This window comes from Rhodocyclaceae bacterium (assembly GCA_020248265.1).
In the GTDB taxonomy this organism is placed as follows: domain Bacteria; phylum Pseudomonadota; class Gammaproteobacteria; order Burkholderiales; family CAIKXV01; genus CAIKXV01.
Genome location: JADCHX010000023.1, coordinates 1 through 14,920, shown reverse-complemented (window position 1 = coordinate 14,920; position 14,920 = coordinate 1). Strand labels below are relative to the sequence as shown.

The 14,920-nt window shown below is 68.4% G+C and carries 14 protein-coding genes; all 14 read left to right on the top strand.

All coding sequences use genetic code 11. The features are described from left to right. On the top strand, nt 1–1,302 hold the full coding sequence (locus ING98_18400) for a CoA transferase (protein MCA3103842.1): 1,302 nt from the start codon (nt 1–3) through the stop codon (nt 1,300–1,302). Between the two features lie 23 nt (nt 1,303–1,325). Then, nucleotides 1,326–2,240 carry a CoA ester lyase gene (locus ING98_18395; protein MCA3103841.1) on the top strand — a complete coding sequence of 305 codons (915 nt, stop codon included), beginning with the start codon at nt 1,326–1,328 and terminating at the stop codon, nt 2,238–2,240. An 8-nt stretch (nt 2,241–2,248) separates the two neighbouring features. Beyond that, nucleotides 2,249–2,908, top strand: a complete 660-nt coding sequence (locus ING98_18390) for a malonic semialdehyde reductase (protein ID MCA3103840.1) — start codon at nt 2,249–2,251, stop codon at nt 2,906–2,908. Nucleotides 2,909–2,949: 41 nt separating this feature from the next. Next, entirely contained in the window at nt 2,950–3,945 is a 996-nt protein-coding gene (locus ING98_18385) for a tripartite tricarboxylate transporter substrate binding protein (protein ID MCA3103839.1), read from the top strand. A 29-nt stretch (nt 3,946–3,974) separates the two neighbouring features. Continuing rightward, the gene (locus ING98_18380) at nt 3,975–4,832 is read left to right on the top strand and encodes a hydroxyquinol 1,2-dioxygenase (protein MCA3103838.1); all 858 of its coding nucleotides are present in this window, start codon (nt 3,975–3,977) and stop codon (nt 4,830–4,832) included. Nucleotides 4,833–4,932: 100 nt separating this feature from the next. Beyond that, nucleotides 4,933–6,702, top strand: coding sequence for a diguanylate cyclase (locus ING98_18375; protein ID MCA3103837.1), 1,770 nt, complete (start codon nt 4,933–4,935; stop codon nt 6,700–6,702). A gap of 82 nt (nt 6,703–6,784) precedes the next feature. Continuing rightward, nucleotides 6,785–8,041 (top strand): CoA transferase, encoded by a 1,257-nt coding sequence (locus ING98_18370; protein MCA3103836.1) that lies wholly within the window; start codon nt 6,785–6,787, stop codon nt 8,039–8,041. After that, entirely contained in the window at nt 8,041–9,012 is a 972-nt protein-coding gene (locus ING98_18365) for a hydroxymethylglutaryl-CoA lyase (protein MCA3103835.1), read from the top strand. The genes ING98_18370 and ING98_18365 overlap by 1 nt, the downstream gene beginning before the upstream one ends. Next, nucleotides 9,009–9,410, top strand: a complete 402-nt coding sequence (locus ING98_18360) for a VOC family protein (protein MCA3103834.1) — start codon at nt 9,009–9,011, stop codon at nt 9,408–9,410. The genes ING98_18365 and ING98_18360 overlap by 4 nt, the downstream gene beginning before the upstream one ends. Nucleotides 9,411–9,526: 116 nt before the next feature. Further along, entirely contained in the window at nt 9,527–10,483 is a 957-nt protein-coding gene (locus ING98_18355; GenBank protein MCA3103833.1) for a tripartite tricarboxylate transporter substrate binding protein, read from the top strand. A gap of 241 nt (nt 10,484–10,724) precedes the next feature. After that, nucleotides 10,725–12,251: a methyl-accepting chemotaxis protein gene (locus tag ING98_18350; protein MCA3103832.1), complete on the top strand. Its 1,527-nt coding sequence runs from the start codon at nt 10,725–10,727 to the stop codon at nt 12,249–12,251. Between the two features lie 217 nt (nt 12,252–12,468). Beyond that, nucleotides 12,469–13,329, top strand: coding sequence for a MaoC family dehydratase N-terminal domain-containing protein (locus tag ING98_18345; GenBank protein ID MCA3103831.1), 861 nt, complete (start codon nt 12,469–12,471; stop codon nt 13,327–13,329). Between the two features lie 141 nt (nt 13,330–13,470). Then, nucleotides 13,471–14,655, top strand: coding sequence for an alanine transaminase (alaC, locus tag ING98_18340; protein ID MCA3103830.1), 1,185 nt, complete (start codon nt 13,471–13,473; stop codon nt 14,653–14,655). After that, a partial coding sequence (locus tag ING98_18335; GenBank protein MCA3103829.1) for a homoserine dehydrogenase occupies nt 14,655–14,920 on the top strand: 266 nt, incomplete at its 3' end. The genes alaC and ING98_18335, both read left to right, overlap by 1 nt.

The window sequence follows — 14,920 nt, the reverse complement described above, 5'->3', positions numbered from 1 at the left end:
ATGGCAAAGGCAAACGCCGGGCCTTCGTCCGCGCCGGCTCCCCGCGCCCTGAAGCAGCGCGCATTCGCCACCGATGCGCGCGGTCCGTTGCACGGCGTGCGCGTGCTCGACCTGTCGCGGGTGGTTGCCGGCAACATGGTCAGCCTCGCGCTCGCCGACTTCGGTGCCGAGGTGATCAAGGTCGAGACGCCCGACGGCGATGCGCTGCGCGACTGGCTGGTGAACGGGGTGCCGACGAACTGGAAGGTGTACGCGCGCAACAAGAAAAGCCTCTGCCTGAACCTGCGCCGGCCGGAGGCGATCGAGGTTCTGCTGTCGCTGGTCGAGCGTTCTCAGGTGCTGATCGAGAATTACCGCCCCGGCACGCTGGAGAAGATGGGGCTGGGCCCTGGCGTGCTGCATGCACGCAACCCGAAGCTCGTCGTGGTTCGCGTCACCGGCTGGGGCCAGGACGGACCATATCGGCACAAGCCCGGCTTCGGCACCCTCGCCGAGGGCATGTCCGGCTTCGCTGCGCTGAACGGCTTCGAGGACCGGGAACCGGTGCTGCCGCCCATGCAACTGGCCGATTGCACCGCCGGCCTGTACGGCGCCTTCGCCACGATGGTCGCGCTGCGCGAGGTCGAGGTGAATGGCGGGGCAGGCCAGTCGATCGACGTGTCGCTGTTCGACCCGCTGTTCTCGGTGATGGGACCACAGGCCGCCAGCTACCGAGCGAGCGGGCGGCTGCGCAGCCGCACCGGCAGCCGCTCGACCACGGCCGCCCCGCGCAACGCCTACCGCACCCGCGACGAGCGCTGGGTGTGCCTGTCGGCATCGACGCAGGCGATGGCCGAGCGGGTGCTGCGCTCGATCGGCCGCCCGGACCTCGTCGACGATCCGCGCTTTCGCACCAATGCCGACCGCCTGCGTCATTCGGTCGAGCTCGATGCGGTGATCGGCGCGTTCATCGCCGGCCGGACGCTCGACGAGAACCTGGCATTCTTCGACCGCGAGGAAGTCACCGTGGGGCCGATCTACGACATCTCGCAGATCATGCAGGATCCGTACGTGGTCGAGCGTGAAGTGCTGGCAGACTATCCGGATGCCGACATGGGCCAGGTGCCGATGCACTGCGTCGTACCCCGGCTGTCGGCGACGCCCGGTGCGATCCGGCTGCCCGCGCCTGCCCTGGGCGAGCACAACGACGCGATACTCTCGGCAGCCGGCTTCGACCTGGCGCGCATCGCCGCCCTGCGCGCCAGTGGCGCGCTGGTGGACCCGGCCAGCGGCGCGCTGGTCGACGCCGCCAGTGGCGCCTGAAAACAACGGAACAGGAGATCTCGATGCATACCCAGGATGAACTGCCTGTCTGGCGTTCGCTGCTCTACGTACCGGTCAACGTCGAGAAATTCGTCGACAAGGCGCATACGCGCGCCGCAGACGTGATCCAGCTCGACCTCGAAGACGCCGTGCCGCCGGGCGAGAAGGCCACTGCCCGCACGCTCGTCGAGAAGAACGCGGCCCGCGTGCGGCAGGGGGGCTCCGACGTGGTGGTCCGCATCAACCAGCCGCTGTCGCTGGCGGTGCGCGACATCGAGCATTCGATCTGCCCCGATGTCGATGGCCTCGCCATCACCAAGGCGGACAGCGCCTCGCATGTGCGGTTGCTCGACGAACTGGTCAGCGAGCTCGAACTGAAGCGCGGCATGAAGATCGGGCACACGAAGTTCATCACGATGATCGAGACGCCGGACGCCTTTCTGCGCATCGACGAGATCCCGCGTGCGTGCCCGCGCGTGGTCGCGATGAACATCGGCGGCGAAGACTTTGCCCTGAACTGCGACATGCTTCCGGAAGAGGACGTGCTGCTGCACCCCAAGCAGCGCATGATCATCGCGGCGCGGGCCGCCGGCGTGATGCCGCTGGGCTTCATCGGCACGGTCGCCGACTTCAGCGACTGGGACAAGTTCCGCGCGATGGTGCGCAAGTCGCGCCGCTTCGGCTTCGATGGCGCCGGCTGCATCCACCCCGGGCAGGTGAAGATCGTCAATGCCGAGTATTCCCCGTCCGACGAGGAGGTCGCGTTCGCGCGCAAGGTGATCGAGATGAACGCCAAGTTCGCGGCCGAGGGCCGCGGGTCGTTCCAGATCGACGGCAAGATGATCGACATCCCGATCGTCGTGCGCGCCGAGAAGCTGCTGCGCAGGCACGACAAGATCAAGGCGCGCGAGGCCCGTACCCTGGCGGCCGCATCATGAGCAACCACATGAACACCGACGAACAGAAGGAACAGGCCGTCGCCGAGGCACTCGCGGTGCGCGCCCGCTTCGCGGCGCTCAGCCCGGCTGCGCTGCAGGCCGCGGTGGCCGGCCTGCTGACCGGCGCCCGCTCGCACAAGATGTGGCTGTCGCGCGAGGTCGACGACGCCACGCTGCACCGGTTGTACGACCTGATGAAGTGGGGCCCGACCAGCGCGAACTGCAACCCTGCACGGATCCTGTTCATCCGCACCCGGGAGGGCAAGGCCCGGCTGATCCCGACCCTCGACGTGGGCAACGTGGCGAAGGTGCGCGAGGCGCCGGTCACCGCGGTGATCGCCTACGACACCCTGTTCTTCGAACACCTGTCGCGGCTGTTCCCGGCCGGCGACCATGCGACCCACTTCCGCACCCATCCCGATGCGGCCGAGCCGTATGCGCTGCGCAACAGCACGCTGCAGGGCGCCTGGCTCATGATTGCCGCGCGCGCTTTGGGTCTCGATGTGGGACCGATGTCCGGCTTCGACAACGCCAAGGTCGATGAAGTGTTTTTCCATGGCACGTCGTTCAAGTCCAACTTCATGGTCAACCTCGGCTACGGCGACGTGGCCGCGCTGCCGCTGCGCCTGCCCAGGCTGTCCTTCGACGAGATGTGCACGCTTCTGTAGCCGTTACGACAAGACCAGGTACCAGCCCGGAGGAGAATCCGATGCAACCGACTGCCCGATCGATCATCTGCAATGCCGCGCGCGCCCTGGCCATCGGCTTGCCGCTCGCCGGCACTGCGGCCCAGGCGCTGGCGCAGGCCCAGTCGTCGTCCTTTCCGTCGCGTCCGCTGCGCGTCGTGGTCGCGTTTCCGCCGGGCGCCACGACCGACACCATCGCCCGGCTGCTGCAGCCGCGCCTGGCCGAAGCCTTCGGCCAGCCGGTGCTGATCGACAACCGGGGCGGCGCCGGTGGCAACATCGGCGCCCAGATCGTCGCCAAGGCTGCGCCCGACGGCCATACGCTGCTCGGCACGAGCGTAGCGTTCGCGGTGAACGTCAGCCTGTTTTCGCGACCGGGCTTCGAGATCCGCGACTTCGTCCCGGTCGCCATGGCCACGCTGACGCCGAACATCCTGTTCGTCCACCCGTCGGTCAAGGCCACCAGCCTGAAGGAACTGCTCGCGCTGGCCCGGACCGAGCGTCTGAGCTATGCGTCGTCCGGCACGGGCACGACCACGCATCTCGCGGCCGAGGTGCTGTTCCGGCAGTTGAACAAGCTCGACATCACACACGTGCCGCACACGCCGGCCGCCGCGGTCACCGCGGTGCTCGGTGGCCAGGTGCCCATCGGCAGCACTTCGATGCCGCCAGCGGTGCCGCTCGCCCAGGCCGGCAAGATCCGGCCGATTGCGGTGACCAGCGCGAAGCGCTCGGCGACGCTGCCCGACGTGCCGACCGTCGCGGAACTCGGCTATCCCGGCTTTGCCGACTACACCTGGATCGCATTCCTCGCGCCGGCCGGTACCCCGGCGCTGGTGGTCGGGCGCCTCAACGCCGAGATCAACCGTGCGCTCGAAGCAACCGATGTGCGCGAGCGGATGAGCGGTCTCGCGATCGAACCGACGCCGATGTCGCCGGCCGCATTCGGCGCCGTGCTGCGAAATGACGTCGAGCGCTACGCGAAGATCGTGAAGCAGCTCGGATTGAAGGCAGACTGAACCCGCCCGGTACGGACCCAGGAGGACGCATGCAGGCGATCGACCGCAATACCCTCACCGATGCGGTCATCGCGTCGTTTGCTGGCGCGCACGATCCCCGCCTGAAGGAAGTACTGGGCGCACTGGTGCGCCACCTGCATGCTTTCGCGCGAGAGGTCGAGTTGCGGCCCGAGGAGTGGCGCGCGGGCATTGCATTCCTCACCGCCGCGGCTGCGATCACCGATGACCGGCGCAACGAGTTCGTGCTGACCTCGGACATCCTGGGGCTGACCTCGCTCACCGACCTGCTGCAAAGCGTGCCCGGCGCGACCGAGCGCAGCGTACTGGGGCCTTTCCACGCCGAAGGCTCGCCGGAACTGGCGGTCGGCGGAGACCTGATCCGTGCCAATGCCGGGCAGCCGGTACTGGTCTGCGGACGCGTGCTCGACCTCGCCGGGAAGCCGGTACGCGGGGCGACGCTCGACTTCTGGCAGACAAATGCCGTCGGGCACTACTGGCAGCAGGATCCTGGCCAGAGCCCGGACAACCTGCGTTTCCGCATGACGCTGGGCGATGACGGCACCTATGCGTTCACCACGGTGCGGCCCGCGCCGTATACGGTGCCCTACGACGGCCCGGTCGGTGACCTGCTGCGCGCCGGCGGTCGGCACGCGTGGCGTCCCGCGCATTTCCATTTCCGGGTGCTGGCCGACGGCTTCGCGCCGCTGACGACCGAACTGTTTCCCGCCGACGACCCGTACATCGACCAGGACGCGGTGTTCGGCGTGCGCGCGTCACTCGCGATCCCGTTCGTGCAATGCGATTCACCCGAAGAAGCTGGGCGGTACCGGTTGCCGAACCCGTTCGAACGGGTCGAGTTCGATTTCCGGATGTCGCCTGCGCGCTGATCCACGGGTCCCGGACGCCCTCAACTTGCCGGTCCGTTGACCGATAACGGAGGGATGTGCAGCATGGCCGCATAACCCAGTCGTTCGATCCGCGATACCGATGCCTCAAGAGTCCGTCCCGTCCCCCCGCCCGGCCCGCACCCCGGGTGAGCTCGCGCGCGAGACCCTGAAAGTACTGGCCAGTCGCCGGATCGCGCCCACGCCGGAAAACTATGTGCAGGTCTATGCCGAGATCGCCGGTACCCCGGCGGTCGCGATGCCTGGCCGGCCAGCGGCTGCTGGAGCCGATCCGACCGACTGGTCTCAGGTGATCCGCGACCTGCTGCGCCAGCTCGAGGTACGCCACGCGGCCGTCTCGCTGAGCCAGAAGAGGGAGGGCCTGGAGCGGTTGCTGATCAGCTTTCGCAGGTCTCCCCAGCTCGGTGACAAGCTCGCCTCGATGGTGAAGGCGTGGGGCGAAGCCCTGCCGTCGGCGCCGGGAGCGCTGGTGGTCGATGCAGCCGAGGACGCTGTCGCGCCGGCTGGCGCGCCATTCGTTGCCACCGCTGCCGTTGCCACCGCTGCCGTTGCCCCTGCACCGTGGCAGGCGTCGCCCGTGTTCAACGGTATCGCGGCGACGAATCCCCCGGCATCGGACGTGATCCTGCTGCCGATGGTGCAGGACCTTGCGCAGACGCTGCGCGAACTGCTCGCCGGGGTTTTCGAGCGCGAGGTGGCGCCGCGGGTATCCGACTACCCGAAGCTGGCCGGTACCGTATCCCGGTTGCCATCCCTGGTGCGTGCGGCGGCGACCCCGGCCGATTGCGCGGCAGTCGACACGGCGATCGGCCATGCGTTGCGCGAGGCCGAGCTGGTGCAGGTGGAACAGCGGTTGATCGTCGAGGACTCGATGGCGCTGGTGCGCATGCTGGTCGCCAATCTCGCCGAACTGGTGGACGACGACCGCTGGGTTGCCGGGCAGGTGCAGATGCTGGAGCGAACCGTGGCCCAGCCCCCTACGTCGCGCACGCTCGCCGACGCGCAGGCGCAGTTCCGCGAGACGGCGGAACGGCAGCGCGCGCTCAAGCAGGCGCTGCGCGAGATGAAGCGCACGCTGAAGGAACTGATCGGCGTGTTCGTCGAGCGCGTGGGCGAGATGGCCCGGAGCGCGGTCGATTACCAGACGCGGATCGTCGGCTATACCGAGCGGGTGCGCGTGACCGAGAACGTGAATGCGCTGCGCGAGGTGCTCGACGACCTGATGGTCGACATCCGCCGGATGCAGATCGACGCGACGCGATCGCGCGACGACGTGCTCGGCGTGAGTGAGCAGGCGACGCGTGCCCGGGCGAAGGTCGCCGAACTCGAGGCGGAACTTGCCCGCGTGAGCGCCGCACTGCGGGAGGACGCGCTGACCGGCGCGCTCAACCGGCGCGGGCTCGACGAAGCCGTCGAACGGGAGGCCTCGCGCGCGCATCGCTACGGTTCGCAGCTGTGTTTCGCGATGATCGACATCGACAACTTCAAGAAGCTGAACGACCGCCTCGGCCACCAGGCCGGAGACGAGGCCCTGCGCTACCTGGTGTCCATGGTGCGCGGCATGCTGCGTCCGTCCGACACGGTCGGCCGCTATGGTGGCGAGGAGTTCGTGCTGCTGCTGCCCGAGACGCCGCTGGAGGATGCGAAGGCCGTCGTCGAGCGCCTGCAGCGCGAACTGACCCGGCAATTGTTCCTGCACGACAACAGGAAGGTCCTGATCACGTTCAGCGCCGGCGTGTCGCGGATGCAGCCAGGAGAACCCGGCGCGGAGGCGCTGCGCCGGGCGGACCAGGCGATGTACCGGGCCAAGCGCAAGGGCCGCAACCGGGTGATGCTGGCCGGCGGCGACTGAACGCCGGTCCGGACGCGCTGCGCGGCCGGGCGCTGCGCGCTGGTGTACGCTCATGGCTGTTGCAATCGACTGCGCTTCCACGATGTCAGACAGTCCCGATCGTCCGCCGGCTGCAGGCCCGGCATCTGCGCTTCCCCTGGCAGGGCTGCGCGTGCTTGAACTCGGCCAACTGATCGCCGGCCCGTTCGCGGGCAAGATGCTCGCCGATTTCGGGGCCGACGTGATCAAGGTCGAGCCGCCGGGCGGCGGCGACCCGCTGCGCAAGTGGCGGATGCTCAAGGATGGCACCTCCGTCTGGTGGCAGGTGCAGTCGCGCAACAAGCGGTCGGTGGCACTCGACCTTCGCTGCAGCGAGGGGCAGGAACTCTGCCGCCGGCTCGCCAGCGAGGCGGACGTGGTGATCGAGAACTTCAAGCCCGGCACCCTGGAAGGCTGGGGCCTGGGCTACGAGGCGCTGGCAAGTGGCAACCCCGGCCTGGTGATGCTGCGCATCTCCGGCTATGGCCAGGATGGTCCGTACGCCGACCGGCCCGGCTTCGGCGTGATCGCCGAGGCGATGGGCGGGCTGCGACACCTGTCTGGCGAGCCTGGCCGTCTGCCGGTGCGGGTGGGCGTGTCCATCGGCGACACCCTGGCTGCCCTGCACGGCGTGATCGGCTTGCTGCTCGCGCTCTACCACCGCAAGGCGCAGGGCGCAGCAGGCCGTGGCCAGGTGGTCGACGTTGCCCTTTACGAGGCAGTATTCAATTGCATGGAAAGCCTGCTGCCCGAGTACAGCGCGTTCGGAGCGGTACGTGAACCGGCGGGCAGCGCGCTGCCGGGTATCGCCCCGAGCAACGCCTACCGCTGCGCCGATGGCGCGGTGCTGATCGGCGGCAATGGCGACAGCATCTATCGCCGGCTGATGGACCTGATCGGCCGTGCCGACCTGCGCGATGCACCCGACCTCGCATCGAACGATGGCCGTGCCAGGCGCGCTGCCGAACTCGATTCGGCGATCGGTGCCTGGACCGCGGCGCGGCCGCTCGCAGAGGTGCTCGACGGCCTGACACGCGCGCGGGTTCCGGCAGGCCGCATCTACACCGCGCGCGACATCGCCGAGGATCCGCATTACCGGGCACGCGGCATGATCCAGCGCATCACCACGACGGAAGGGTACGAACTCGACGTGCCCGGCGTGGTCCCGAGGCTGTCCGCGACGCCCGGCCGGCTCTCGACGCTGGCGCCGGCGCTTGGCCACCATACGGCGCAGGTGCTGCGCGATTTGGGCATCAGCGAGTCGGCCATCGCCGAACTCGCGGCGAAGAATGTCATCGAGACCGGCGGGGAGGCAGACTGATGATGGATCCATGCGCTGGTGCCGTGCGCCGCGTGTTCCTGCAGGATGTCGCGATGCGCGACGGGCTGCAGGCGGAGAGTGTGTTCGTGCCGACAGACGACAAGGTCGCATTCGTCGATGCCTTGTCCGCGACCGGTCTGGCCAAGATCGAGGTGACCTCGTTCACCTCGCCCAGGGCGATCCCGATGCTGGCCGACGCCGACGAGGTGATGCGCCGCATCCAGCGGGTACCCGGCGTGGAGTACACGGTGCTGGTGCCCAACGTGCGCGGCGTCGAGCGTGCGCTGGCTGCGCCGCCGGACGAGTTCAACCTGGTGATGTCGTGTTCGGAGACGCACAACCTGGCCAATCTCCGGATGACGCGCGAGCGGTCGGTCGCCCAGTTGCTGGAGGTGATGCGGCTGTCCGCCGAGGCGCGCGTGCCCGTCAACGTGTCGCTGTCGTGCAGCTTCGGCTGCCCGATGGAGGGCGACGTGCCCGCAGGCGAGGTGCTGGATTTCGCCGCGATCTTCATCGATGCCGGTGCCCGCGGCGTCACGCTGTGCGACACCACCGGCATGGCCTATCCGACCCAGGTCGCCGCGCTGTGTGCCGATTACCGCCGGCGTTTCGCTGGCGCGATGCTGACGCTTCACGTGCACAACACGCGTGGCATGGGGCTGGCGAATGCACTGGCGGCGCTGCAGGCCGGCGTCGATCGGTTCGATGCGTCGCTTGGCGGACTCGGCGGTTGTCCCTATGCGCCGGGCGCGACCGGCAACGTGTGCACCGAAGACCTCGCGCACATGCTGGTGCTGGAGGGCTGCAGCATCGGCGTCGACCTGCCTGCGCTGCTCGACTGTGCGCGACGGCTCGGAGCGCTGGTCGGCCATGAACTCCCCGGGCAACTGGTGAAGGCCGGGCGCAGGCTCGACCTGCATCCGGTGCCGGCTTCGGTCGCCCAGTCGCGCGCCCGTGCGGAGGTGCCATGATCGATCACCTGGACCACCTGGTGCTGACCACCACCGACCCGGCCCGTGCAATCGATTTCTACACGCGCGTGCTCGGCATGCAGCTCGAGCGCTTCGGCGTGACGCCCGAGCTGCCGCAAGGCCGGGTCGCATTCCGTTTCGGCAACCAGAAGATCAATCTGCATGTGAAGGGTGCGGAGTTCGAGCCGAAGGCGCACCTGCCGGTGCCGGGCGCCCTCGACCTGTGCTTCATCGCGGCGCTGCCGCTCGAGGCGGTGATCGAGCGCCTGGAGGCGGCAGGTGTGCGGATCGAGGACGGTCCCGGGCCGCGCACCGGCGCGACCGGCCGCATCCGCTCGGTGTATGTTCGCGACCCCGACCTCAACCTGATCGAGATCTCGGAGTACCTGCGGTCCTGAGGTACCCTTGCCACGCAGTGCGACCGGCGGAGCCCGGCCACGGTATCGGCAGTCTGGAACCCGCATTGTCCGCACGGCACGGTGCGGCGGCAGATGTGCATCGGAGGAGAGACAAGATGAAACGGATGATCGCCGGCCTGCTGCTGGGCCTGTCCACGGTTGCGGCAGCGCAATCCTTCCCCTCGCGGCCGGTCACGCTGGTGGTGGCCACCGTTCCCGGCGGGTCCACCGACTTCACCGCCCGCCTCCTGCAGGAGCCGCTGTCGAAGGCGCTCGGCCAGCCGGTGCTCGTGGAGAACCGCGGCGGCGCCTCGGGCAACATCGGTACCGAACTGGTCGCGCGCGCGAAGCCCGATGGCCACACCCTGCTGCTGCAGTTTTCGGGCTTCCACGTTGGCAATCCGCACCTCTTCAAGGGCCTGAAGTGGGATCCGGTCAAGGATTTCGTGCCCATCGCGATGGCACTTTACGCGCCGCAGGTGATCGCCGTCGGGCCGTCGACGAAGGTCACCACGATGAAGGAACTGGTCGACCTGATCCGGGCCAACCCCGGCAAGATCAGCTATGGCTCCTCCGGCGCGGGGTCGATACAGCACCTGTCCGGCGAAATCCTGGAGCAGCAGGCCGGCGGAAAGATGATCCATGTTCCCTACAAGGGCAGCGGTCCGGCCGTGGTCGACCTGATGGCCGGCAACATCGACATGTTCATCACCACGCCGCCCGGCGTGATCCAGCAGGTGCAGGCAGGCAAGCTGCGGGCGATTGCCTATGCGGCACGCAACCGCCACCCGTCGATGCCGACGGTGCCGACCGCGGCCGAAGCCGGCTTCCCGAAGTACGAGGTGGCGTCCTGGTTCGGCCTGCTCGGGCCGGCGGGCCTGCCGCCGGAGGTGGTCAGGCGCCTGTCGGAAGAAGTCCGGCGGATCGTCGAGGGACGGGAGTTCCGGGAGAAGGCCGACTCGCAGGGTGCGTTCGCCCAGTACCAGGATCCCGCAGCATTCGCCAAGACGATTGCCCAGGAACTGGCCTACTGGGGTGCACTGATCCGCAACGCCGGAATCGCGGCCGAGTAACCCGGCCAGCGGTGCTGCGGCGCCGCTAAAGCCGCACGCCTGGATGCCGTTAACAGGGGACTCTCCTGCTGGAGTGGTCTCGATGTCCGTACGCGTGTCGCCGGGGCGCGCCGTGTCCCCGCGCATCCTTGCTGTCGTGTTCGCCGCCTGGCTGGGCACCACCGGTGCCCTGCTGTGGCACCTGGACGCCGGCAACAGGCTCCGCGGAATTACCTGCGCGGCGCCCCGCTGAAAGCCTGCCATGATCGATGAAGTCGCCAATCCCGCCTCGGGTCAGACCCTGCTGCAGCTCCTGCAGCGCAGCACCGACCGGCTGATGCTCGGCGCCTGCGCACTGCTGCTGGTGATCTGCGCGGGCATGGGGGCCATGGGCGACGGCCTGACTGTGGCGCTGCTGGTCGGGGTACCGGCGCTGGCCGTTCCGCTCGGGCTCTACCTGGCCGCGCCTGGCAGCCTCGCGGTGCGCCTTGCGATCGCCGCGTCGATGATGATCTACCCCGCGCTGATGATCCAGCTCAGCCACGGCCTGATCGAGATGCACTTCGGGATCTTCGTGCTGCTCGCCTTCCTGCTCGCCTACTGCGACTGGCGACCGGTGGTGTTTGCGGCCGCGCTGATCGCCCTCCACCACCTCGGCTTCGATGCAATGCAGCGGGCCGGTCTCGGCGTCCATGTATTCTCCGAGTCGCAGGGCTTCGGCTGGGTACTCCTGCACGCAGCCTATGTGGTCGTCGAGGCCGGCGTTCTGTGCTACCTCGCACTGATGCTGGCGCGGCTGCTCGAACGCAGCGAGCAGGCGGTCGCCTTCGCCGTGCACGTGGCCGATGGCAAGCTCGACCATGTGTTCGACCGCCGCACGGTCGTCGACAGCCCGATGATCGCAGCGCTGGAGCGCATGCAGTCGAGGCTGGTCGCGACGCTGCAGACGGCTTCCAGCAGTGCACGGCAGGTGGCGGGTGCGTCCACCTCGCTGGCGGACACGGCCCGGCGCATCGCCGACGGCAGCGGCGACCAGTCGAGGGCGGCTTCCACTGCGGCCAGCACGGTCGAGCAGATCAGCGCGTCGATCAGTTCCATTGCCGACAGCGCGCAGCAGGCGTGCGGCGCGGCAGAGCAGTCTGCGCAGCGTGCCGCGCTGGGCGCGAGTGTCATCGAGGATGCCGTCGCCTCGATGCAGTCGATGGCGCGCTCGGTGAACGAAGCGGCGGTCGTCGTCGAGTCCCTGGGCGAGAAGTCCGAGGCGGTGCACAGCGTCGTGCGCATCATCAAGGACATCGCCGAGCAGACCAACCTGCTCGCGCTCAACGCTGCCATCGAGGCCGCGCGCGCCGGGGAGGCCGGCCGCGGCTTCGCGGTGGTGGCGGACGAAGTGCGCAAGCTGTCCGACGAGACCGGGCGCTCGACCGGCGAGATCAGCCGCATGATCGACGAGATCATGGCCGTCCGCGGCCAGGTCACCGAACGCATCGCCGATGCCGTGCACAAGGTCGATGCCGGGTTGTCTTATGCCGGCGATGCCGGCTCGACGATCGGCGCCATCCGCGAACAGTCGGCGCTGGCACGCGACAGCGTGCGCGAGATCGCGACAGCATTGCAGCAGCACGCACTGGCAGCCAGCGAGATATCGACGCACGTCGCGCAGATCGCCGCGATGACCGACCATGCCCGGGAGGCGACGGCGGCCATCGCCGACGACGCACTGCAGCTCACCGCGACTGCGGGTTCACTGCAGGCAGCGGTCAGTCAGTACCGGCTCGGAGCCGCCTGAAGCGCGGCAGGTGCGCTGCGCGGGCAGCAAAAAACAGCCGGCAGGGTCGCCCCTTCCGGCTGAAGCTGCTTGCGTCGCTGGCCGCGACCGCAGTGACGACAGTATTCGCCTCCGGTGTACGATCCGCAAGCGCTATTACGAACTGTTACGGGTTCCCGCCCGTCCAGTGCTCGGCCGGACTCGCCCGCGCACTTTCCCGGCATTCCAGGAGGAATACATGACGCAGGACCTCGATCGCCTCGCCGAATGGATCGGCAACCGTGAATCCGACATCGACTACGTGACGGTGCCCTCCGTGCACCGGCTGTCGTGCACGCTCGATCGGGACGATCCGCGCCCGAAGGTCGGCGATCCGTTGCCGATCGGCTGGCACTCCATCCTGTTCCCGCGCGTGGTGCGCCAGTCGCAGATCGGGCCGGATGGCCATCCCCGGCGCGGCGATTTCCTTCCGCCTGTGCCGCTGCCGCGCCGGATGTTCGCCGGCAAGCGCATCACGTTCGAGGGCGAACTGCGGGTCGGCGACGAGGTCAGGCGCGAATCGGTGATCCAGAGCGTGACGCCGAAGGCGGGCAAGTCGGGCCAGATGGTGTTCGTCACCGTGCGCACCGAGATCTCCAGCGCCCGCGGGCTGGCCGTGGTCGAGGAGCAGGACATCGTCTACCGCGAGGAGCCGGACCCGAACGCGCCCCGGCCACCCGCGGCCCCGATGGCCGCTCCGGGTACTGCGGTCTGGAAGACGGTGGTGACGCCGGACCCGGTGATGCTGTTCCGGTATTCCGCGCTCACCTTCAACGGCCACCGGATCCACTACGATCAGCCCTACGTGACCGGCACCGAAGGCTACCCGGCGCTGGTGATGAACGGGGGGCTCACCACGCTGCTGGTGTTCGAACTCGCGCGCGCGAACGCGGGCGGCCCGTTGCGCCACATGGCGTCCCGCAACGTCCGCCCGCTGTTCGTGGACCGGGCAATCACCCTCTGCGGCGAACCTGCGGCCGACGGTCGCAGCGCGAAGCTGTGGGCCGAGGACGACACCGGAGCGGTTGCGTTGAGCGCGACGGCCGATTTCGCCGTCTGACCGGTATCGGCAAAGCGGGCGGCTGCCGGAGCCGCCGGTGCGTGGCGGCAGTGGCCGCGCTGCACGGTCGCCTCGGGTAAACTCGTCGGCTTTCCACGATGTGCCGCCGACCGACGGTCGCGGCGCCAGGTGACTGAACAGATGGAAGAATTCGCCCGAATCCGACGCCTGCCACCGTACGTGTTCAACATCACGGCGGAGCTGAAGATGGCCGCCCGCCGCCGCGGCGAGGACATCATCGACCTGTCGATGGGAAACCCCGACGGGCCGACGCCCCCGCACATCGTCGCCAAGATGATCGAGGCAGCGCAACGGCCGGACACCCATGGCTACTCGGTGTCCAAGGGAATCCCGCGCCTGCGCAAGGCCATCTGCAACTGGTACCAGACCCGCTACGGTGTGGAACTCGACCCGGACAGCGAGGCCATCGTCACCATCGGGTCGAAGGAGGGCATCGCCCACCTGGCGCTCGCCACCCTCGAACGCGGCGACATCGTGCTGGTGCCCAACCCCAGCTACCCGATCCACATCTACGGCCCGGTGATCGCCGGCGCCGACATCCGCCATGTGCGGATGACTCCGGGCGTCGACTTCTTCGACGAACTCGACCGTGCGATGAAGGAGTCGTACCCGAAGCCGAAGATGCTGATCCTGAACTTCCCGTCGAACCCGACCAGCCAGTGCGTGGACCTGCCGTTCTTCGAGAAGATCATCGAAATCGCCCGCCGCCATGAAATCTATGTCGTGCACGACCTTGCGTACGCCGACATCACGTTCGACGGCTACCGTGCCCCGTCGATCATGGAGGTGCCCGGTGCGCGCGACGTCGCGGTCGAGTTCTTCACGATGTCCAAGAGCTACAACATGGCGGGCTGGCGCGTCGGCTTCATGGTCGGCAACCGCGACCTCGTGTCGGCGCTGGCACGGATGAAGAGCTACCACGACTACGGCACCTTCACCCCGATCCAGATCGCCTCGATCCTCGCGCTCGAAGGCCCGCAGGAGTGCGTGCGCGAGATCGCGATGACCTACCAGAAGCGGCGCGACGTGATGGTGCAGGGCCTGCACGGGGCCGGGTGGATGGTCGAGTCGCCCAAGGCGGCGATGTACATCTGGGCGAAGATCCCCGAGGCCTACGCGAAGATGGGTTCGCTCGAGTTCTCGAAGAAACTGCTGGACGAGGCCAAGCTGGCCGCATCGCCAGGCATCGGCTTCGGCGAGTACGGCGACGACCATGTCCGGCTCGCGCTGATCGAAAACGAGTCGCGCATCCGCCAGGCGACGCGCGGCGTGAAAGAGATGTTCCGCAAGGATGGGCTGCTCTGATGAAACCGATCAACGTGGGTCTGCTGGGTATCGGCACCGTGGGTGGGGGTACCTTCGGGGTACTCGCGCGCAACCGTGACGAGATCGAACGGCGTGCCGGGCGCGGGATACGCATCACGCGCGTCGCCGACAAGGACCTGCCGCGCGCGCGCGCGCTCGTGGCCGGCTGCACGCCGGCCGGCGAAGCGGCGGCACAGGTCGTCGACGATGCGTTTTCGGTGGTGCGCGATCCGGACGTCGATATCGTCGTCGAACTGATCGGTGG

Excerpts from the sequence above, each read along its gene's own strand:
- ING98_18395 (MCA3103841.1), top strand. The coding sequence starts at position 1,326 with ATGCATACCCAGGATGAACTGCCTGTCTGGCGTTCGCTGCTCTACGTA.
- ING98_18345 (MCA3103831.1), top strand. The coding sequence starts at position 12,469 with ATGACGCAGGACCTCGATCGCCTCGCCGAATGGATCGGCAACCGTGAA.
- ING98_18390 (MCA3103840.1), top strand. The coding sequence starts at position 2,249 with ATGAACACCGACGAACAGAAGGAACAGGCCGTCGCCGAGGCACTCGCG.
- ING98_18350 (MCA3103832.1), top strand. The coding sequence starts at position 10,725 with ATGATCGATGAAGTCGCCAATCCCGCCTCGGGTCAGACCCTGCTGCAG.
- ING98_18385 (MCA3103839.1), top strand. The coding sequence starts at position 2,950 with ATGCAACCGACTGCCCGATCGATCATCTGCAATGCCGCGCGCGCCCTG.
- ING98_18360 (MCA3103834.1), top strand. The coding sequence starts at position 9,009 with ATGATCGATCACCTGGACCACCTGGTGCTGACCACCACCGACCCGGCC.
- alaC (MCA3103830.1), top strand. The coding sequence starts at position 13,471 with ATGGAAGAATTCGCCCGAATCCGACGCCTGCCACCGTACGTGTTCAAC.
- ING98_18370 (MCA3103836.1), top strand. The coding sequence starts at position 6,785 with ATGTCAGACAGTCCCGATCGTCCGCCGGCTGCAGGCCCGGCATCTGCG.
- ING98_18365 (MCA3103835.1), top strand. The coding sequence starts at position 8,041 with ATGATGGATCCATGCGCTGGTGCCGTGCGCCGCGTGTTCCTGCAGGAT.
- ING98_18380 (MCA3103838.1), top strand. The coding sequence starts at position 3,975 with ATGCAGGCGATCGACCGCAATACCCTCACCGATGCGGTCATCGCGTCG.
- ING98_18400 (MCA3103842.1), top strand. The coding sequence starts at position 1 with ATGGCAAAGGCAAACGCCGGGCCTTCGTCCGCGCCGGCTCCCCGCGCC.
- ING98_18375 (MCA3103837.1), top strand. The coding sequence starts at position 4,933 with ATGCCTCAAGAGTCCGTCCCGTCCCCCCGCCCGGCCCGCACCCCGGGT.
- ING98_18355 (MCA3103833.1), top strand. The coding sequence starts at position 9,527 with ATGAAACGGATGATCGCCGGCCTGCTGCTGGGCCTGTCCACGGTTGCG.